This is a genomic window from Psychromonas sp. psych-6C06, assembly GCF_002835465.1.
Classification (GTDB): Bacteria; Pseudomonadota; Gammaproteobacteria; order Enterobacterales; family Psychromonadaceae; genus Psychromonas.
In genome coordinates, this window is record NZ_PIZM01000006.1 from 394,686 (window position 1) to 410,804 (window position 16,119).

18 protein-coding genes are annotated in these 16,119 nt (G+C 35.1%); 17 read left to right on the forward strand and 1 reads right to left on the reverse strand.

Annotation, left to right across the window (positions count from 1 at the left end; all coding sequences use genetic code 11):
* Positions 1 to 32: 32 nt before the first annotated feature.
* The 14 genes from thiH to CW745_RS10410 all read left to right on the forward strand — a co-directional run bounded on the left by thiH (position 33) and on the right by CW745_RS10410 (position 12,594).
* Positions 33 to 1,151, forward strand: a complete 1,119-nt coding sequence (gene thiH / locus CW745_RS10350; RefSeq protein ID WP_101108569.1) for a 2-iminoacetate synthase ThiH — start codon at positions 33 to 35, stop codon at positions 1,149 to 1,151.
* A 51-nt stretch (positions 1,152 to 1,202) separates the two neighbouring features.
* Complete coding sequence (locus CW745_RS10355; protein ID WP_101108570.1) at positions 1,203 to 1,568, forward strand: RNA-binding S4 domain-containing protein; 366 nt, start codon at positions 1,203 to 1,205, stop codon at positions 1,566 to 1,568.
* A 359-nt stretch (positions 1,569 to 1,927) separates the two neighbouring features.
* The gene (rfbB, locus tag CW745_RS10360; protein ID WP_101108571.1) at positions 1,928 to 3,034 is read left to right on the forward strand and encodes a dTDP-glucose 4,6-dehydratase; all 1,107 of its coding nucleotides are present in this window, start codon (positions 1,928 to 1,930) and stop codon (positions 3,032 to 3,034) included.
* A complete protein-coding gene (gene rfbA / locus CW745_RS10365; RefSeq protein WP_101108572.1) occupies positions 3,031 to 3,927 on the forward strand; it encodes a glucose-1-phosphate thymidylyltransferase RfbA in 897 nt (298 codons plus the stop codon). The genes rfbB and rfbA overlap by 4 nt, the downstream gene beginning before the upstream one ends.
* Positions 3,915 to 4,793 (forward strand): dTDP-4-dehydrorhamnose reductase, encoded by an 879-nt coding sequence (gene rfbD, locus CW745_RS10370; RefSeq protein ID WP_101108573.1) that lies wholly within the window; start codon positions 3,915 to 3,917, stop codon positions 4,791 to 4,793. Before rfbA ends, rfbD begins: the two co-directional genes overlap by 13 nt.
* Positions 4,794 to 4,816: 23 nt before the next feature.
* Entirely contained in the window at positions 4,817 to 5,362 is a 546-nt protein-coding gene (gene rfbC, locus CW745_RS10375; protein WP_101108574.1) for a dTDP-4-dehydrorhamnose 3,5-epimerase, read from the forward strand.
* A 73-nt stretch (positions 5,363 to 5,435) separates the two neighbouring features.
* Positions 5,436 to 6,515 (forward strand): DegT/DnrJ/EryC1/StrS family aminotransferase, encoded by a 1,080-nt coding sequence (locus CW745_RS10380; protein ID WP_101108575.1) that lies wholly within the window; start codon positions 5,436 to 5,438, stop codon positions 6,513 to 6,515.
* Positions 6,512 to 7,387 (forward strand): sulfotransferase, encoded by an 876-nt coding sequence (locus tag CW745_RS10385; RefSeq protein ID WP_101108576.1) that lies wholly within the window; start codon positions 6,512 to 6,514, stop codon positions 7,385 to 7,387. Before CW745_RS10380 ends, CW745_RS10385 begins: the two co-directional genes overlap by 4 nt.
* 5 nt (positions 7,388 to 7,392) lie before the next feature.
* Positions 7,393 to 7,542 (forward strand): hypothetical protein, encoded by a 150-nt coding sequence (locus tag CW745_RS16680; RefSeq protein ID WP_193755584.1) that lies wholly within the window; start codon positions 7,393 to 7,395, stop codon positions 7,540 to 7,542.
* Positions 7,543 to 7,567: 25 nt separating this feature from the next.
* Positions 7,568 to 8,221: a sulfotransferase gene (locus CW745_RS10390; protein WP_101108577.1), complete on the forward strand. Its 654-nt coding sequence runs from the start codon at positions 7,568 to 7,570 to the stop codon at positions 8,219 to 8,221.
* Positions 8,222 to 9,685: a lipopolysaccharide biosynthesis protein gene (locus tag CW745_RS10395; protein WP_101108578.1), complete on the forward strand. Its 1,464-nt coding sequence runs from the start codon at positions 8,222 to 8,224 to the stop codon at positions 9,683 to 9,685.
* Positions 9,685 to 10,689 (forward strand): glycosyltransferase, encoded by a 1,005-nt coding sequence (locus tag CW745_RS10400; RefSeq protein WP_101108579.1) that lies wholly within the window; start codon positions 9,685 to 9,687, stop codon positions 10,687 to 10,689. Before CW745_RS10395 ends, CW745_RS10400 begins: the two co-directional genes overlap by 1 nt.
* A gap of 79 nt (positions 10,690 to 10,768) precedes the next feature.
* Complete coding sequence (locus CW745_RS10405) at positions 10,769 to 11,506, forward strand: class I SAM-dependent methyltransferase (RefSeq protein ID WP_101108580.1); 738 nt, start codon at positions 10,769 to 10,771, stop codon at positions 11,504 to 11,506.
* A 236-nt stretch (positions 11,507 to 11,742) separates the two neighbouring features.
* A complete protein-coding gene (locus tag CW745_RS10410; RefSeq protein ID WP_101108728.1) occupies positions 11,743 to 12,594 on the forward strand; it encodes a glycosyl transferase in 852 nt (283 codons plus the stop codon).
* Between the two features lie 18 nt (positions 12,595 to 12,612).
* Here CW745_RS10410 and CW745_RS10415 read toward each other — a convergent pair whose 3' ends face one another.
* Positions 12,613 to 13,377: a class I SAM-dependent methyltransferase gene (locus CW745_RS10415; RefSeq protein WP_101108581.1), complete on the reverse strand. Its 765-nt coding sequence runs from the start codon at positions 13,375 to 13,377 to the stop codon at positions 12,613 to 12,615.
* A 131-nt stretch (positions 13,378 to 13,508) separates the two neighbouring features.
* Between CW745_RS10415 and CW745_RS10420 the strand changes: the two genes are divergently transcribed.
* The 3 genes from CW745_RS10420 to CW745_RS10430 are packed head-to-tail and all read left to right on the forward strand — an operon-like array spanning position 13,509 to position 16,119.
* On the forward strand, positions 13,509 to 14,366 hold the full coding sequence (locus tag CW745_RS10420) for a glycosyltransferase (protein WP_101108582.1): 858 nt from the start codon (positions 13,509 to 13,511) through the stop codon (positions 14,364 to 14,366).
* Positions 14,367 to 14,422: 56 nt separating this feature from the next.
* Complete coding sequence (locus CW745_RS10425) at positions 14,423 to 15,388, forward strand: glycosyltransferase family 2 protein (RefSeq protein ID WP_101108583.1); 966 nt, start codon at positions 14,423 to 14,425, stop codon at positions 15,386 to 15,388.
* Positions 15,388 to 16,119, forward strand: a complete 732-nt coding sequence (locus CW745_RS10430; RefSeq protein WP_101108584.1) for a glycosyltransferase — start codon at positions 15,388 to 15,390, stop codon at positions 16,117 to 16,119. Before CW745_RS10425 ends, CW745_RS10430 begins: the two co-directional genes overlap by 1 nt.

The following is a 16,119-nucleotide window of genomic DNA, read 5'->3' on the forward strand; positions in this document are numbered from 1 at the left end:
CATCGTTCCTTCATTATCTTTTTAGGATTGACATGACTTTTAGTGAACAGATAAAAAACTACCAATGGGACGATGTACGTCTTTCTATTTATGGGAAAACCGCCCAAGATGTGCAACGCGCACTGAATAAGTCACGCTTAGATCTTGAAGATTTTAAAGCACTGGTCTCACCTGCCGCAGAACCTTTTTTAGAACAGATGGCGCAAAAGTCACAGCAACTAACATTGCAACGTTTTGGCAAAACCCAGCAGTTTTATATCCCACTTTATCTTTCTAATATGTGCAGCAATATCTGCACCTATTGTGGTTTCTCGATGCATAATGCGATACGTCGTAAAACATTAGATACAAAAGAGATAGAAGCGGAATGTGTCGCCATTAAAAAGATGGGGTTTGATCATATTCTACTCGTTACGGGAGAGTCTGAGCGCAAAGTCGGTGTTGAATATTTCAAACAAGCGCTACCGATCATCAAACAATATTTCTCACATATCACTATCGAAGTGCAGCCGTTAGATCAGCATGAGTATGAAGAGTTGATTGAATATGGAGTCGATTCGGTATTGGTATATCAAGAAACTTATCACCCTGTGACATATGCTGAGCATCACCTTAAAGGTAAGAAGTCTGATTTTAAATACCGCTTAGATACCCATGATAGATTAGGTGAAGCGGGTATTCATAAAATGGGCTTAGGTTGTTTAATTGGTCTTGAAGAGTGGCGTACCGACTGTTTTTACGTGGCTGCCCACCTCAATTATTTAGAGAAAAAATACTGGCAGAGTCGTTATACCATCTCTTTTCCACGTCTTCGCCCCTGTGCTGGTGGCATGGAGATTAAATCGGTGATGGATGATAAACAGCTGGTACAACTGATCTGTGCTTATCGTTTGTTTAATCCGGAAGTCGAGCTGTCACTATCAACACGCGAGTCAGAGCATTTTAGAAACAACGTGTTACCATTAGGTATTACCACCTTAAGCGCAGGTTCAAGCACTCAGCCGGGTGGTTACGCAGATGCCGCTGAGCAAGCGTTAGAGCAGTTTGAAATCAGCGATGACCGTTCTCCTGCTGAAATGGCAGAGCTAGTTAAAGCACAAGGCTACGAAGTGGTTTGGAAGGATTGGGATCATAGCCTCACCGGCTCGTAATCACTCAGCCCTGAGCAGTTAGGTTCTATCTATATAAAAATTGGACGCTATATGTCAGAAGAAGAGATTTACGCAACACTGGTGGAGATTCGTGAAGAACCCACCGCGTTGTATAAAATATTAAAAATCGCCAACCTCGTTTCTGGCGGAGGCGAAGCAAAACAGCTCATTGCCGAAGGCTACGTATACTTAAACGGCGAAGTAGAAACGCAAAAGCGTAAAAAAATATACGCAGGCGACCAAATCTACTTTAACGAGCAATACCTACAAATTGCGATAGTGGGTGAAGCGGGCGATTATCAAATCGTGGATGAAGCAGAGTTAGAGCAAGTCGCCTTCCAAGAAATTGAGCAAGCAGAGCCTGAGCAAGAAGTTAAACCTAAAGGCAAGAAACCACGCCGCGCAATTAGTTTTTAATTATCTATTCTGTGAAGAAGGTAATTAAATAAAAACGACCTGATTGTTTGCGTTTGCAGTATGTGGTTAGATACTTGATTACTTTATTTAGTTAGCTTGTTGGACAATATGATCACTCCCGTAATTTTAGCTGGTGGTACAGGCTATCACGTATCTACCCAGTTAGTATTCTTACTAAAATTCATTTGTAGTTACCAGTCAGAAAACCGTGCATACCTAATATTAAATCGCTATTCAATATTATAAAATACGGCTGATTAGTGGTTGTTAATCAAAATAAAATATATGTTTTTCAGTATTAAGTAATTGAATCTCTAAGTTAGTTATTACTGTGAAATAATTTTAGGAATATAAAAACGATGAAAATATTAGTGACGGGGGGAGCAGGCTTTATTGGTACGGCTGTTATCCGATATATCATTAACAATACACATGATGAAATTATTAATGTTGATAAGCTAACCTATGCAGGTAATTTAGAGTCGTTAGGTTCAGTAGAGAATAATCCCCGATATATTTTTTCAAAAACAGATATTTGCGATAAAGAAAAGCTACTCGAACTATTTAACACTTATAGACCAGGTGCTGTAATGCATTTAGCCGCAGAGTCTCATGTTGATCGTTCTATCGATGGACCAGCAGATTTTATGAAAACTAACATCGTTGGTACATTCACTTTGTTAGAAGCAACGCGTTGTTACTGGTCAAAGCTATCTGATGAGAAAAAATTATCATTTCGCTTTCACCATGTTTCTACTGATGAGGTCTATGGTGATTTAGAAGGGACTGATGAGTTATTCACCGAAGAAACATCTTATGAACCAAGCTCGCCTTATTCTGCATCCAAAGCGTCTAGCGATCACTTAGTTAGAGCCTGGAATAGGACTTATGGCCTGCCAGTTATTGTTACGAACTGCTCAAATAACTATGGACCTTATCATTTTCCAGAAAAGTTGATCCCACATATTATTTTAAATGCGTTATCTGCAAAACCATTACCTGTATATGGTGATGGTAGTCAAATTCGTGATTGGTTATACGTAGAAGATCATGCTCGCGCACTTTATCAAGTTATTAGCCAAGGCAAGGTGGGAGAAACCTATAATATAGGTGGACATAACGAGAAAAAAAATATCGAAGTGGTGAAAACATTATGTGCAATTCTTGATGAGTTAAGGCCTATTGCTGATAACCCTGCTTTTTCAACCTCCCCATCTCCAGTAACTCATTACAACGAACTTATTGCTTTTGTTACAGATAGGCCTGGGCATGATGCACGTTATGCGATTGATGCATCTAAAATTGAGCGTGAGCTAGGTTGGGTACCTATTGAGAGTTTTGAAACCGGCATTCGTAAAACCGTTGAGTGGTATTTAAATAATGAAAGCTGGTGGCAACGTGTGCTTGATGGCTCTTATGCTGGGGAGCGCCTAGGAACCTTGCACCAGAAGAATATTAAATCATGAAGGGCATTATATTGGCAGGAGGCTCTGGTACGAGACTATATCCCCTTACCCGCGGCGTTTCTAAGCAGTTATTACCTGTTTACGATAAACCGATGATCTACTATCCGTTATCAGTATTAATGCTCGCGGGTATTAAAGATATCCTTGTTATTACTACAGGTGAAGATAATGACTCCTTTAAGCGTTTGTTAGGTGATGGTTCTTCGTTTGGTATTCGCATCGAATATGCAATTCAAGAAAGTCCTGATGGTTTAGCACAAGCGTTCATTATCGGTGAAGAGTTTATCGATGGTGACAGTTGTTGTTTGGTGCTAGGTGATAATATTTTTTACGGGCAATCATTTACCCAAACGTTAAAAAATGCGGCACAGCAGCCATCGGGTGCAACTGTATTTGGTTACCAAGTGAAAGATCCCGAACGTTTTGGGGTCGTTGAATTTGATGAAAACATGAAAGCACTCTCTATTGATGAAAAGCCAACTCATCCAAAATCTAGCTATGCAGTTACCGGCCTATATTTCTATGATCATCGTGTGGTTGAATTTGCTAAACAAGTAAAGCCATCTTCTCGTGGAGAGTTAGAGATCACTAGTATTAATCAAATGTATTTGGAAGATGATTCGTTGAATGTGCAGCTACTTGGGCGTGGTTTTGCTTGGCTTGATACAGGAACTCATGAAAGCCTTTATGAAGCTTCTTCATATATAGAAACGATTGAGCATGTACAAGGTTTAAAAGTAGCTTGTCTTGAAGAGATAGCATGGCGCAATGGTTGGCTGTCAGACAGTGAAATACTCACACTAGCAGAGCCAATGATGAAAAATAACTATGGCCTATATTTGACTCGTTTGGTAACTGAAAAAAATGAAAAAGGCAAACAATGCGTGTATTAATCACTGGAGGAAATGGTCAAATTGGTCATAGTCTTACCAAGCAGTTTAAAAAGGTTGATAGTGCTGAAGTATTATCATTAGGCTCCGCTGGGTTAGACATTACCGACGAATTGGCTGTGTACAAGCGAATAAATGAATTCAAACCTAACGTTATAATTAATGCGGCTGCTTATACTGCCGTGGATAAAGCGGAAACAGAAGTCGAGTTAGCCTACGCGATTAACAGGAATGGTGCAAAGTATCTCGCACAAGCAGCAAACAAAGTTGGCGCGGTTATACTCCATATTTCCACTGATTATGTGTTTTCAGGAGATAAAATAGATCTTTACTTAGAAACGGATTCCGCTGTCCCAAAGAGTGTATATGGTGAAAGCAAGTTAGCAGGTGAGCTGGAAGTGATAAAAGCGTGTGACAAGCACATTATTTTAAGAACGGCTTGGGTATTTGGTGAAGTGGGGGGCAACTTTATTAAAACTATGCTTCGTTTAGGTAAAGAGCGCAATGCGTTAAATATTGTCGGTGACCAGTTCGGTGGGCCAACCTATGCGGGTGATATCGCTAGTGCGCTCATCACAATTGCAATTGGGGTGGATAAAAAACAATCTACGCAATATGGTATATACCATTTCTCTGGTTTACCACATGTTAGTTGGTTTGAGTTTGCACAAGTCATATTTAATGAAGCAAAAGTACATGGCTTGATTGAAAAAATTCCTACTTTAAATGCTATTACAACGGCTGACTACCCAACACCAGCAAAGCGTCCAAAAAACTCCAAGTTAGCAACTGAGTGCATAACAAAGACTTTCAATATTAAAGCAAGTGATTGGCAGGCTGCACTGCGAAATATTAAGCAATATACGTAATTGAAAATTCAAAAAGGGTAACAATGAAAGTCATTCAAACGAGTATTCCTGATGTTAAAATTATAGAGCCTACAGTTTATGGTGACGATCGTGGTTTCTTTCTTGAAACATTTCAAACTGAGCGATACAAAGAGCTCGTTGGCATTGCTCTTCCTTTTGTACAAGATAACCATTCAAGATCATTGAAAGGGGTGCTACGAGGGTTGCATTTTCAGAAAACTAAGCCACAAGGCAAACTAGTACGTGTTGTAAAAGGCAAAGTGTTTGATGTGGCCGTTGATGTCCGTAAAAGCTCTACGACTTATGGTAAATGGGAAGGGGTTATTTTATCGGAAGAGAATAAACGTCAACTCTGGGTACCGCCAGGGTTTGCTCATGGTTTTTTAGTGCTCTCCGAAATAGCTGACTTTGAATATAAATGTACTGACTTTTATGATCCCGCTGATGAAGGAAGTTTAATGTGGAATGATCCTGATATTGGTATTCAGTGGCCGTTAACGGCTCGAGAATTAAAGAAATTACAGTTGTCAGAGAAAGATAGAGTTGCTAAGGCATTTAAGGATTTATAAGGTAAGTTGTGAACCTAAACTCAGCAGAAGATATCAAAAGATTTTTAATTTACTTCTAAGGTAAAATATATAAATGATTACTTTGAACTCACCATTGAAACCAAACCTTAAAAGGTTAAATCATTATTTAGAAATGATTAACGATAATGGTTGGTACACCAATTTTGGCCCGCTTCACGATGAATTAACTGTTCGTCTTGAGGAAGATTTAGGGGTTAAAAATTTATTGCTGGTGAGTAATGGAGCAGCCGCATTACAAGTTGCAGGTCGTGCGTTAGGCTCAAAATCAATTATCTCTACTCCTTTTAGTTTTATCGCTACGATTAGTGCCTTTGAATGGCAAAAAGATACAGTTAGTTTTGCCGATATTGATAGAAATAGTTACAACCTTTCCCCTAGTAAAGTAAATAAAGCGTTTCAACAAGGTTGCCAAGCGGATACGATTGTTGCCACCCATGTTTATGGAAATCCTTGTGATGTTGGCGCTTTTGAACGTGTCGCTAAAGCGAATAAATCGAAAATTATTTACGATGCAGCACAAGCATTTGGTGTGAAAATTAATAATAAATCGGTATTGAGTTATGGTGATGCCAGTATATTAAGTTTTCATGCCACCAAAATTTTCCATACCGGAGAAGGTGGGGCGATTGTTTTTAAAAACGCAGATAATTTTGAAAAAGCGAAAGAGATAATCAATTTTGGGATAAAAAAAGGAATGGGTATTCAGCGTGTTGGCTTAAACGCCAAAATGAGTGAATATCATGCAGCTGTTGGGCTGGTTAACTTAGATGAAATAGATAAGGTATTAGAGCATCGTGCCAACCTGTTTCACGCATATCGACAAGGTTTAAAAGATGTTGTAGAGATGCCTGTTTGGCACCCCGAAGCCAATTATAATGGTGCGTATATGCCCATTAAACTAGAAAGCAATGAGCAATTGCTTAAAGTTAGCCAAATGTTAGCCGAAAATGATATTCAAAGTCGAGCTTACTTCAGGCCTTCTTTAGATGATTTTTTTACAGATAATGAAAACTATGGGTCTACAAATAGTCATCAATTGTCTGGTGAAGTTTTATGTTTGCCTATGCATTATCATATGTTAACTCATGATATGAATTTTATTGTTGAAAAAATAAAAATGGCGCTCAAGTGATTGATTTCTATATTTTAGGTAATCCACGTTCAGGTACCACTCTATTAAGGTTAATGATGTCAGCACATTCAGGCCTTATTGTTCCTCCTGAAGCTGGTTTCGCAGTGTTTTTGTTGGAGAACTGGGATAATAAAATTCCATATTCTCACTGTCGATATATAAGTTCATTGAAGAGAACCACTAAAATTGTAAATTGGGGTATTGATTATCAAGAGCTTGATGGGCAATTATTGAAAGCTAATGTGTCGAGTCTCATTGAAGCAATGCAGGAAACTTATAGATACTATGCAGTTAAACATAAAGAAGCTAATTGCTTAATCGGTGATAAAAATAACTTCTATATACACCATATAAGCTCTATTTGTAAATTATCGCCTAAAGCAAAGTTTATCCATATCATCAGAGATGGTCGTGACGTCGCTTGCTCGTATCAAGAGGTGATGTCGAAGGGTATTACTTCAAAATATGCTCCGAATTTACCTACGGACATAAAAGCAATCGCTACAGAATGGGCAGATAATAATCAAAAGCTCATAGATGAACTATCAGGGAAAAATGTATATCAAATAAAATTAGAGGATTTAATTGCTAGGCCTAAAGATGTACTGGTAAGAATATGCACCTTCCTTGGCGTGAACTATGACAAAAATATGCTAGATTACTATGAAAAAAAATACTCAGATATGCTTGAGCCAGAAGAATATAACCAGTGGAAATTAAAAAATAGAAAGCCATTAATCAACGATAGTTATAAATATAAAAAAATATTAACCAAAGAGGATGTTAAATTATTTGAAAAACTAGCGGGTAAGCAATTAAGTTATTTTGAGTATCCAATAGAGAGTTCTGAAATAGAAAAAATTGGTTTCTAGTCGATGTGAATACATTAAAATCAAAAGGTATTAAGGCTTTCATCTGGGATCTTGGCGATAAACTATCAGCTAAAGGAATGGGGGCGGACTATCAATATTGCCATTTATTAACGCCTGTCAATTTTGGTTTAATCGATGATGGTTCTGATAATTAAGTACTAATATTTTATAAGGAAATTTATGTTTTTTACCACGAGAAACCAAAAAATTTTTTGTATTTCATTTCAAAGAACTGGGACTACTTCTACAGGGGCGTTTTTTAATGACTTTGGTTACAAAGTAGCTACTTATCCAATCTCTAGGAAAAATGATTGGACTGGTAAATGGTTCAAAGGGGATTATGAAACTATTTTTAAATCTAGAGATTTCAAAAAATATCAAGTGTTTGAAGATAATCCTTGGTGGTGTTTAGACTTTTATAAGGTGTTATTTCACCGTTTTCCCAATGCAAAATTCATTCTATTGGAAAGAGATGCAGATGAATGGTTTGACTCAATGGTTTCTCATAGTAAAGGTAAAACATTAGGTAATACACATCGTCATTCCATTCTATATAATAGAGAGGAAGATTTTTATAACCAGGAAATAGATAGGAAACTTTATTCGAAGGAAATCGATAATTTATTAGACTTAAATGAAGAAAATAGAGAACACTATAAAGCCATTTATCGGAATAGAAATCGTGAGGTCAATGTTTTTTTTAGTGAGTTTGGTCAAGACAGGTTATTTACCGGGGAATTAAAAGATTCTAATGTCTGGCATGAAATGTCTGTTTTTTTTGGTATGAAAATCCCTGAGAACTATCGTTCTCACAAAAACGCTTCGACACAATAAATGAATTCTAGTTTTGATAAGCTAAAGAAAAAGGGAGTTATATCTTTCTTTTGGGATTTGTCAGGAAAAATAGCAAATCAAGTTGCAACCCTTTTTGTTGGTATTATATTAGCTCGCTTATTAGATCCTAGTGATTTTGGTTTAATTGCAATAATAATGATATTTATTGGTTTCACTCATGTGTTTACCGATGTCGGGCTTTCCTCTGCACTCATTCAGCGACGGCATGTTATTGAGGTTCATTATACATCTGTATTTTATTTTAATGTTTTTGTTGCGAGTCTATTTTGCATTATTACATTTTTTCTAGCGGATGAAATAGGGATCTACTACCCAAATACTCAAATACCCTTTTTATTAAAATGTCTTAGTCCCATCTTCATTATTCAGGCTATAAGTAGTGTTCAATCTACTATTCATATAAAAAATCTTAATCACAAAGTAATTGCTAAAAGTAAATTTATTTCAGCTCTTATAGGCGGGGTTATAGGTTGTTTTCTTGCGTACAATAACTTTGGTGTTTGGAGCCTCTTGTGGCAATCATTATCTAATGCTCTTTTATACTCAATTATAATCTGGCGCTTAAGTTATTGGAGACCATCTTTATTATTCTCTTTTAATGCGTTAAAGCAACTGTGGGGATTTGGCTTTAAAATATTTCTTGCAGGGTTAATTGAAGCGATATTTACCCGCGCTGATTCTCTCGTAATAGCTAAATTAACAACGCTGGAATCTCTTGCATTTTTTCAAAAAGCCAGACAATTAAACAAGTTAACAGTAAAGTATTCATCAGGTAGCTTGATGTCAGTGTTATTTCCTGTATTGAGTGAATTGCAAAATACCCCTGTCGAATTTAACCGAGTTGTATTTAAGGGGTTGAATATCTTATGTTTATTAACGTTTCTACTTATCGGTATGTTGTATCTGATTTCGAATGATATTGTTGTGTTGTTATATACATCGAAATGGGAAACATCTTCATACTACTTACAAATTCTTCTTCTAAGTTCCTTTGCTTACCCCATAAGCGCATTATTAATAAATGTTATAAAAAGTAGGGGACATGCCAAAAGAAACCTTTACTTACAGCTAATTAAAAAAGTTTTTCACGTGATAAATTTTGCAAATGCATTTGCTTTTGGGGTTAGCGCGTATTTATATGGGCTTATCCCTGTAGCCCTATTTTCTATTATTACTAACATATATTTCGTTAATAGTGACTTAAGGATGAGACTAAGTTTTTATTACGCCCCTTTATTTACACAAATGGTTATTAGCTTTTTATCTGTGGTTGTAACAATGCAGATAACCTCAAGCTTAGATTTAGGCCTTATTTTAAATATACCTTTTAAAGTGTTAATCTTCTTAGCTTTATTTTTCCCAATAAATTTTATGTTTAAAACAAGATCTTTTTTTGAAATGAAGTCTATGTTATTACCCGTGATTAAGAGGTTTATCTCATAATGTTAGATATTAAGAGGGTTCAATTAAAAACTGAAGAAGAGATAATAGCTTCTTGGAGTGATAAAGAAAAAATAGTTGTTAGTGTTATTTGTGCTACATATAACCATGAATTGTATATTGAAGATGCAATCACAGGTTTTTTGATGCAAAAAACTGATTTTTCATTTGAGGTCATCATTCACGATGATGCATCGACAGATCAAACTACAAATATTATTAAGCGTTATCAAAAACTATACCCAAATATTATCAAACCTATTTATCAAACTGAAAACAAATATTCAAAAGGCAATTTTAAACCCGGCTTATATATGGCTAAGCGTGCAAAAGGTTTTTTTTTAGCTTGGTGCGAAGGCGATGATTATTGGTGTGAAGATAAAAAGTTAGATTTTCAGGTTAGAGCATTAGAAAAGCATGGGACTATTAACTTATGCATTCATGATGCTTTTGTAATTGATGGTGCAGGTTCGCCAAGTAATTATAATTTTCCTTTGCGCAGTAATAGTGTTCAAGTAGTTAATTATTTAGAAGTGTATAAGACATCAGGACAGTTTTCACCTACTGCTTCCATGTTGGTCAGGGCTAGTGTTTTATCAGATATTCCATCTTTTGTTTATTCTGCTCCTATTGTAGACTTCTTTATTGAAGCTCTTTCTGGGCGAGGGGGGATTTTATATTTACCAAATAAAATGAGCGTATATAGGCGGGGTATCCCTGGTGCTTGGTCTTCTGCTATTATTTCTAATATAGGAAAAACGATTACCTTTAACCTTGGTATGGTTGACTCACTTTTGGAATTACAAAAATACCTAAAAAATGGGGAGTCTAAATATGTAATGTATAAAATTAATTATCTCTATTTTTCATTAGCTAATTTATATATTCAACAACAGGATGTTTATAATTCAGCTAAATATCAAATGAAATCTTTTCATGGAAAGCTACCTCTAAAAAGTCGAATTAATACTTTTAAAGAATGGTTGAAATCTATTTTATATAGGTAGTGGGGCTAAATTAGAGCTTTATAACCATATTATGTCTACCTTAGGCTGAGTAAAAAGTCTAAGTAAACAGGAGGGGCAGATGGATCAGAATAATATATGGAAACCCAGTAAGTTCATATATAAAAATGAAAGGCTTGTAGCATCTAAAGATACAAATGAAGTTGGCATTGGTTCTAGGCTTATAGCTAACATTATTGCTGAAGTATATCAAAATAATTTAAAGTATCATGCTAAAGGTAATCTACTTGATTTAGGTTGTGGGCAGGTCCCTCTTTTTGAGGCTTATAGAGGATATATCTCAGATAATACATGTGTTGATTGGGGAGGGTCCCTCCATCGAAATGAATACTTAGACCTGGAACATGATTTAACCAAGCCATTGCCTTTTGGTGATGGGCTGTTTGATACAATTATACTTTCTGACGTTCTTGAACATATTCCCGAACCTGAAAGATTGTTTAGTGAGTTATTTCGGGTTTTATCCCCTAATGGAAAACTTATACTGAATGTTCCATTCTATTATTGGATCCACGAGCAACCTAATGATTATTACCGTTATACTGAATTTGCATTGAAGCGTTTTGTTGAAAGGTCAAGTCTGACACTGATTAAATTAGAGTCAATCGGAGGAGTTCCTGAAATATTGGCAGATATTTTAGCAAAAAACCTATTACGAATCCCTATTTTCGGGAAATGTTTGTCTTCATTTTTACAGTGGGCCACCATATTTTTTATAAGAACTCGTATTGGGAGAAAAGTATCGAATAGGACTAAAAATACTTTTCCTTTAGGCTACTTCTTAGTTGCTCAGAAATAGGAGTATCGTCAGAGTTATTAGTAAGTAATTATTTTAAGGTCAGGATTCAGTGCTATAACAAAATTATTACATTATTAATGTACAAAGAAGAAGCACCCAAGTTTTAAGTTAGCTATGATTTAATGATAATTATTAATTGGAGATATATGTTTTCACTGTGTTTCAAAATGTTTAGTAAACTAAAGCAAATTAACAGACTGATTAATAGGTTAGATGTGGTTATTAACAGAGTAAGTATGGTCAACGATACTTGTGTCAATTGTAGTATAAGGTCTAACCAGTTACTTATTGAAGCGATGAATTCTACTGCACCTTTAACTTCACCTTTAATTGAAGGTAATGCAGAATTAATTATTAGTTTTACTACATATAATAAACGAATCCATGATGTACACCTTGTTGTAGAGTCAATTGCTCAGCAAACCGTAAAACCTAATCGTCTTATTCTGTGGTTAGATGAAGGGGAGTTTACATTAGAGTCACTTCCTTTAATTTTGCATAAGCAAATGGAAAGGGGCTTAGAGGTTCGTTTTTGTCCTAACTATCGTTCATATAAGAAACTAATTCCCACTCTAAAAGAGTTCCCTGAAGCAAATGTTATTACGATTGATGATGACGTGCTTTATCCATATGACACTATTGAATTACTCTATCGGGAGCATTTGCAAGAACCGACATCAATTATTGCCCATCGTGTTCGTAATATGAACTTTGATGAAAGAGGGGAACTTTTGGATTATAAAACATGGGACTACGAAATAGTCCAAAATAAGGCAAGCTTTCAGTTACTTGCTATTGGTCTTGGAGGGGTGTTATATCCCGCTCACTCTTTGCATGAAAAATGCCTTGATGTAGAATGTTTTACGCGTTTAGCACCCTTCGCTGATGATGTTTGGTTTAAAGCGATGGCATTATTAAACAAAACTAAATGCAAGAAGGTAAAAGACGAAAGGGATTTTTTAAAACGCTTTCATCTTATCCAAGAGACGCAGGATATTGCGCTTTATAATAATAATATTGGAGATAATGATTTGCAGATCAAAGCTGTTTTTAATCAATTTGAATTATATCCAAAATTACTTGATTAACACCCTGTATTTTACAAGTTACTTATAACATATAGGAACAATTTCCAGGTGTTTTTCACCATGCATCTGAGGCCTTAAAGGACACTCTTTAGTTGGAAAATTGCTCCGGTTCTCACAAACAAAAAGTTGATTTTTTCCGTCAAATGAGGAAGAGTTAAAATCTTTTACTTTTGAAAATTGTTTTTTATATCTTTCGGAGTAATCCCAGCCAGGGGCCCTGACATGATAAGCCTCATATGGATTAGGCTCTGGATATTCAATTGTTTTTTCTGAAACGATTGGTACAGGCAGGATAGCAATGCCGTTTGATGATAATACTCGATGTATTTCTGAAATCGCTTTTTGATCGTCTGGTACGTGCTCTAAAACGTGTGAAGCAAAAACAAAATCATAGCTTTCAGACTTAAATGGAAGGTTTTCAAGATTGACATTATGAGTTACACCTTTCATGTTCAAGTCTGCAGTTTCATAACTTTTAAACTTATTTGATAAATATTTTTCTAAAAAAGGCTCTGGAGCAAAATGAAGAACTCTGATGCTTTTAGGTTCTAGCTCTTTGATAATCGTTTCAAGTACTAAAAATTGAAGGCGATGCCTTTCAAGGGATTTGCAACTTGGGCACATTGCATTTTTTCTAATACCTGTTGTCGGCCTTACATCCATAAATGGGCCAGAGTATTGGCAAATAGGGCATTCAAATCTTTCTTTTTCGCTGTGATTTCGCTTAAACTTTATAATTATAAATTTACGTTTAATGCTTTTAAGTAGTTGTTTTAGTATCATGAAACTTACCTTCACGTGATGAGCGTAATTGAATGCCAAAATATTATATGCTTAATAAATAGAGGGGACATCGTTTTTTAATTAATACATATTGTTGGTATAAATCTCTCATTTTTAAAAATGGATTTAATATGAAACCTTTAGTTTCTGTGTATATTACTACACATAATAGAGCTGAACGCTTAATTTTAGCTATTAATTCAGTTTTAATGCAAACCTATCAGAATATTGAAATTATTGTTTCGGATGATGGCTCAAAAGATAATACGAAAGCAGTCGTTTCAAATTTAATGAAGCAATATCATAATATTAGGTATACAAGAAATGATGAATCACGTGGTGCTAACCATGCTAGAAATAAAGCATTAGCGATGGCGAAAGGTGAGTTTATAACAGGTTTAGATGATGATGATTTATTTACTCCTACTCGAGTGGCATTCTTCGTTTTAAATTGGGATGATGAGTATTCGTTTATTTGTGATAATTTTGTGAATTCAAAAAAATTAGAAATGAAGCCACATTATGAGAAAACAACTAATCATATTATAACGTTAAGTGAAATGTTATTTTGTAATATGGCTTCAAATCAAATTTTCACTAAAACATCTAGGCTTAAAAAAATAAATGGATTTAATGAAAACTTGAGGAGATTGCAAGACTGGGATTGTTGGCTTCGAATGGTTGTAGAATATGGCAATGCAATGAGGTTTAATGAAAAGTCATATATTATGCATCACGATGAATTAATTCGAGTGTCAAAAAGCATTTCATCTCTTGAGGCTTATAAAGCTCTTGTAAAGGTAAATCCTGAATTATTTCCCCCTATGAAAGATGATTTCATAAATAAATATATCTTAAAAACTGTGCCAATAAAGTATTGTGACTGTTTCATCTATAGCTCACTCTGGGAGCTTCAGAGAATAATTGTAGTGATTCAACAAAAGATTCAAAAAAAACTTGCACGGAAATTTGACTCAGATTCGATATGAGTAAAATTTCAAAATAGATACTTTCTAGAGTTGATTGACATAATAAGGATTTAAGTTTGAAAATTTGTATTCTTCTTGCGACATATAATGGCGAATCTTTTTTAAAGGAGCAGTTAGATAGCTTAATTAATCAAACAGAAAAAAATTGGTTTTGTCTCATTAGAGATGATGGCTCTCAGGATAAAACCCTTGAAATTATAAAAAACTATTGTGTTAAAGATTCTCGATTTTTTTTATTAATGGATGAAGAGGGGCCTCAGGGTAATGCTAAAGACAACTTTTCTTTGTTGATGCAGGCTGGTTTAAAAACTAAAGCTAATTACTTTCTTTTCAGCGATCAAGATGATGTTTGGATGCATTCTAAAATAGAAATATTATGCTCTGAATTTACAAAACATAATATCAATAGGCCTTTTTTAATTCACCATGACCTTGAAGTTGTTTGCCAAGACCTAACTATTTTGAGCCCTTCTTTCATAGACTTTTCACGTTTAGATAGTTGTGCAAGTTTCGCGAGGTTACTTGGGCGTAATACAGTTACCGGTTGTGCTACTGCGTGCAATAGAAAGCTAATTGAAATAATCCTACCCATACCCCCTGATGCTATAATGCATGATTGGTGGCTAGGTCTCACTGCATCTTATTTAGGGGAATTGTATTTTCTAGATAAAGCACTAATTAAGTATCGGCAGCATAATGGTAATGTATTAGGGGCTAGACCCTTTAGAGTTAGAGTTCCGCTTCTACTAACCCCGGAAAAAATTAAAAATAGTCTATTTCCCTTCTATAAAACTATATTGCAAGCTAAAGCGTTTTTGAGGTTAATAGATGGTAATAAAAGCTTATCAAGGAGTAACTATTCTGTTTTAAAAATGTATTGCCAGATATTATCTATTACAAGGTTTCAAAGAATTCAAACTGCTTTTCGTTTTGGCTATTTCCAAAAAAACTGGTTTATTAAAGGGAAAATTTTTATTAAATTGCTTCTATATACTTCAAAGTTCCATGATATGGATAAATAATGATTTCAGTTTGTATGGCAACTTATAACGGGGAAAAGTACATATTTAAACAGCTCGAGTCAATTCTCTCTCAATTAGAAGTTGATGATGAGCTCATTATTTCTGATAACTTATCTGATGACGGAACCCTTGAAATAATTAAATCATTTAACGATCAACGGATCAAACTATTTACTCTTGAGCATGACCCTATATTGCTACAATCTTTCAAAGGAGTTGAAAAAACAATAACTAAAAACTTTGAGAATGCTTTAAAACGAGCAAAAGGTGAGTATATTTTTTTATCGGACCAAGATGATATCTGGAATAAAAATAAGGTAGCTGAATCTATCAAGCACTTGGGGAAATATGATTTAGTTATGTCTAATGCGGAGCTTATTGATGGCCATGGTAATACTGTCAAAGATAAGCTTTATAATGATAACCCGATAAATGCAAAGGTTTTGTCATTTCGACATCGTGGGTGTCTATTGGCCTTTAAGCGAAATATCCTCTCCATCTCTTTACCTTTCCCAAAAAATCTTTTATATCATGACTATTGGATTGGGATTCTTGCAGAAAGTGCAGGACAAACATTATTTATAGATCAGCCTCTTGTTTTGCATCGTCGAGGTATTGGAAATGTATCAACTGATGTTACTCAGGGGTCAAATAACAGCTTCTTTTATAAAATAAAATATAGAACTATATATTTTATTTTATGTTTTAATAGAATAATTTTAAATCGATAA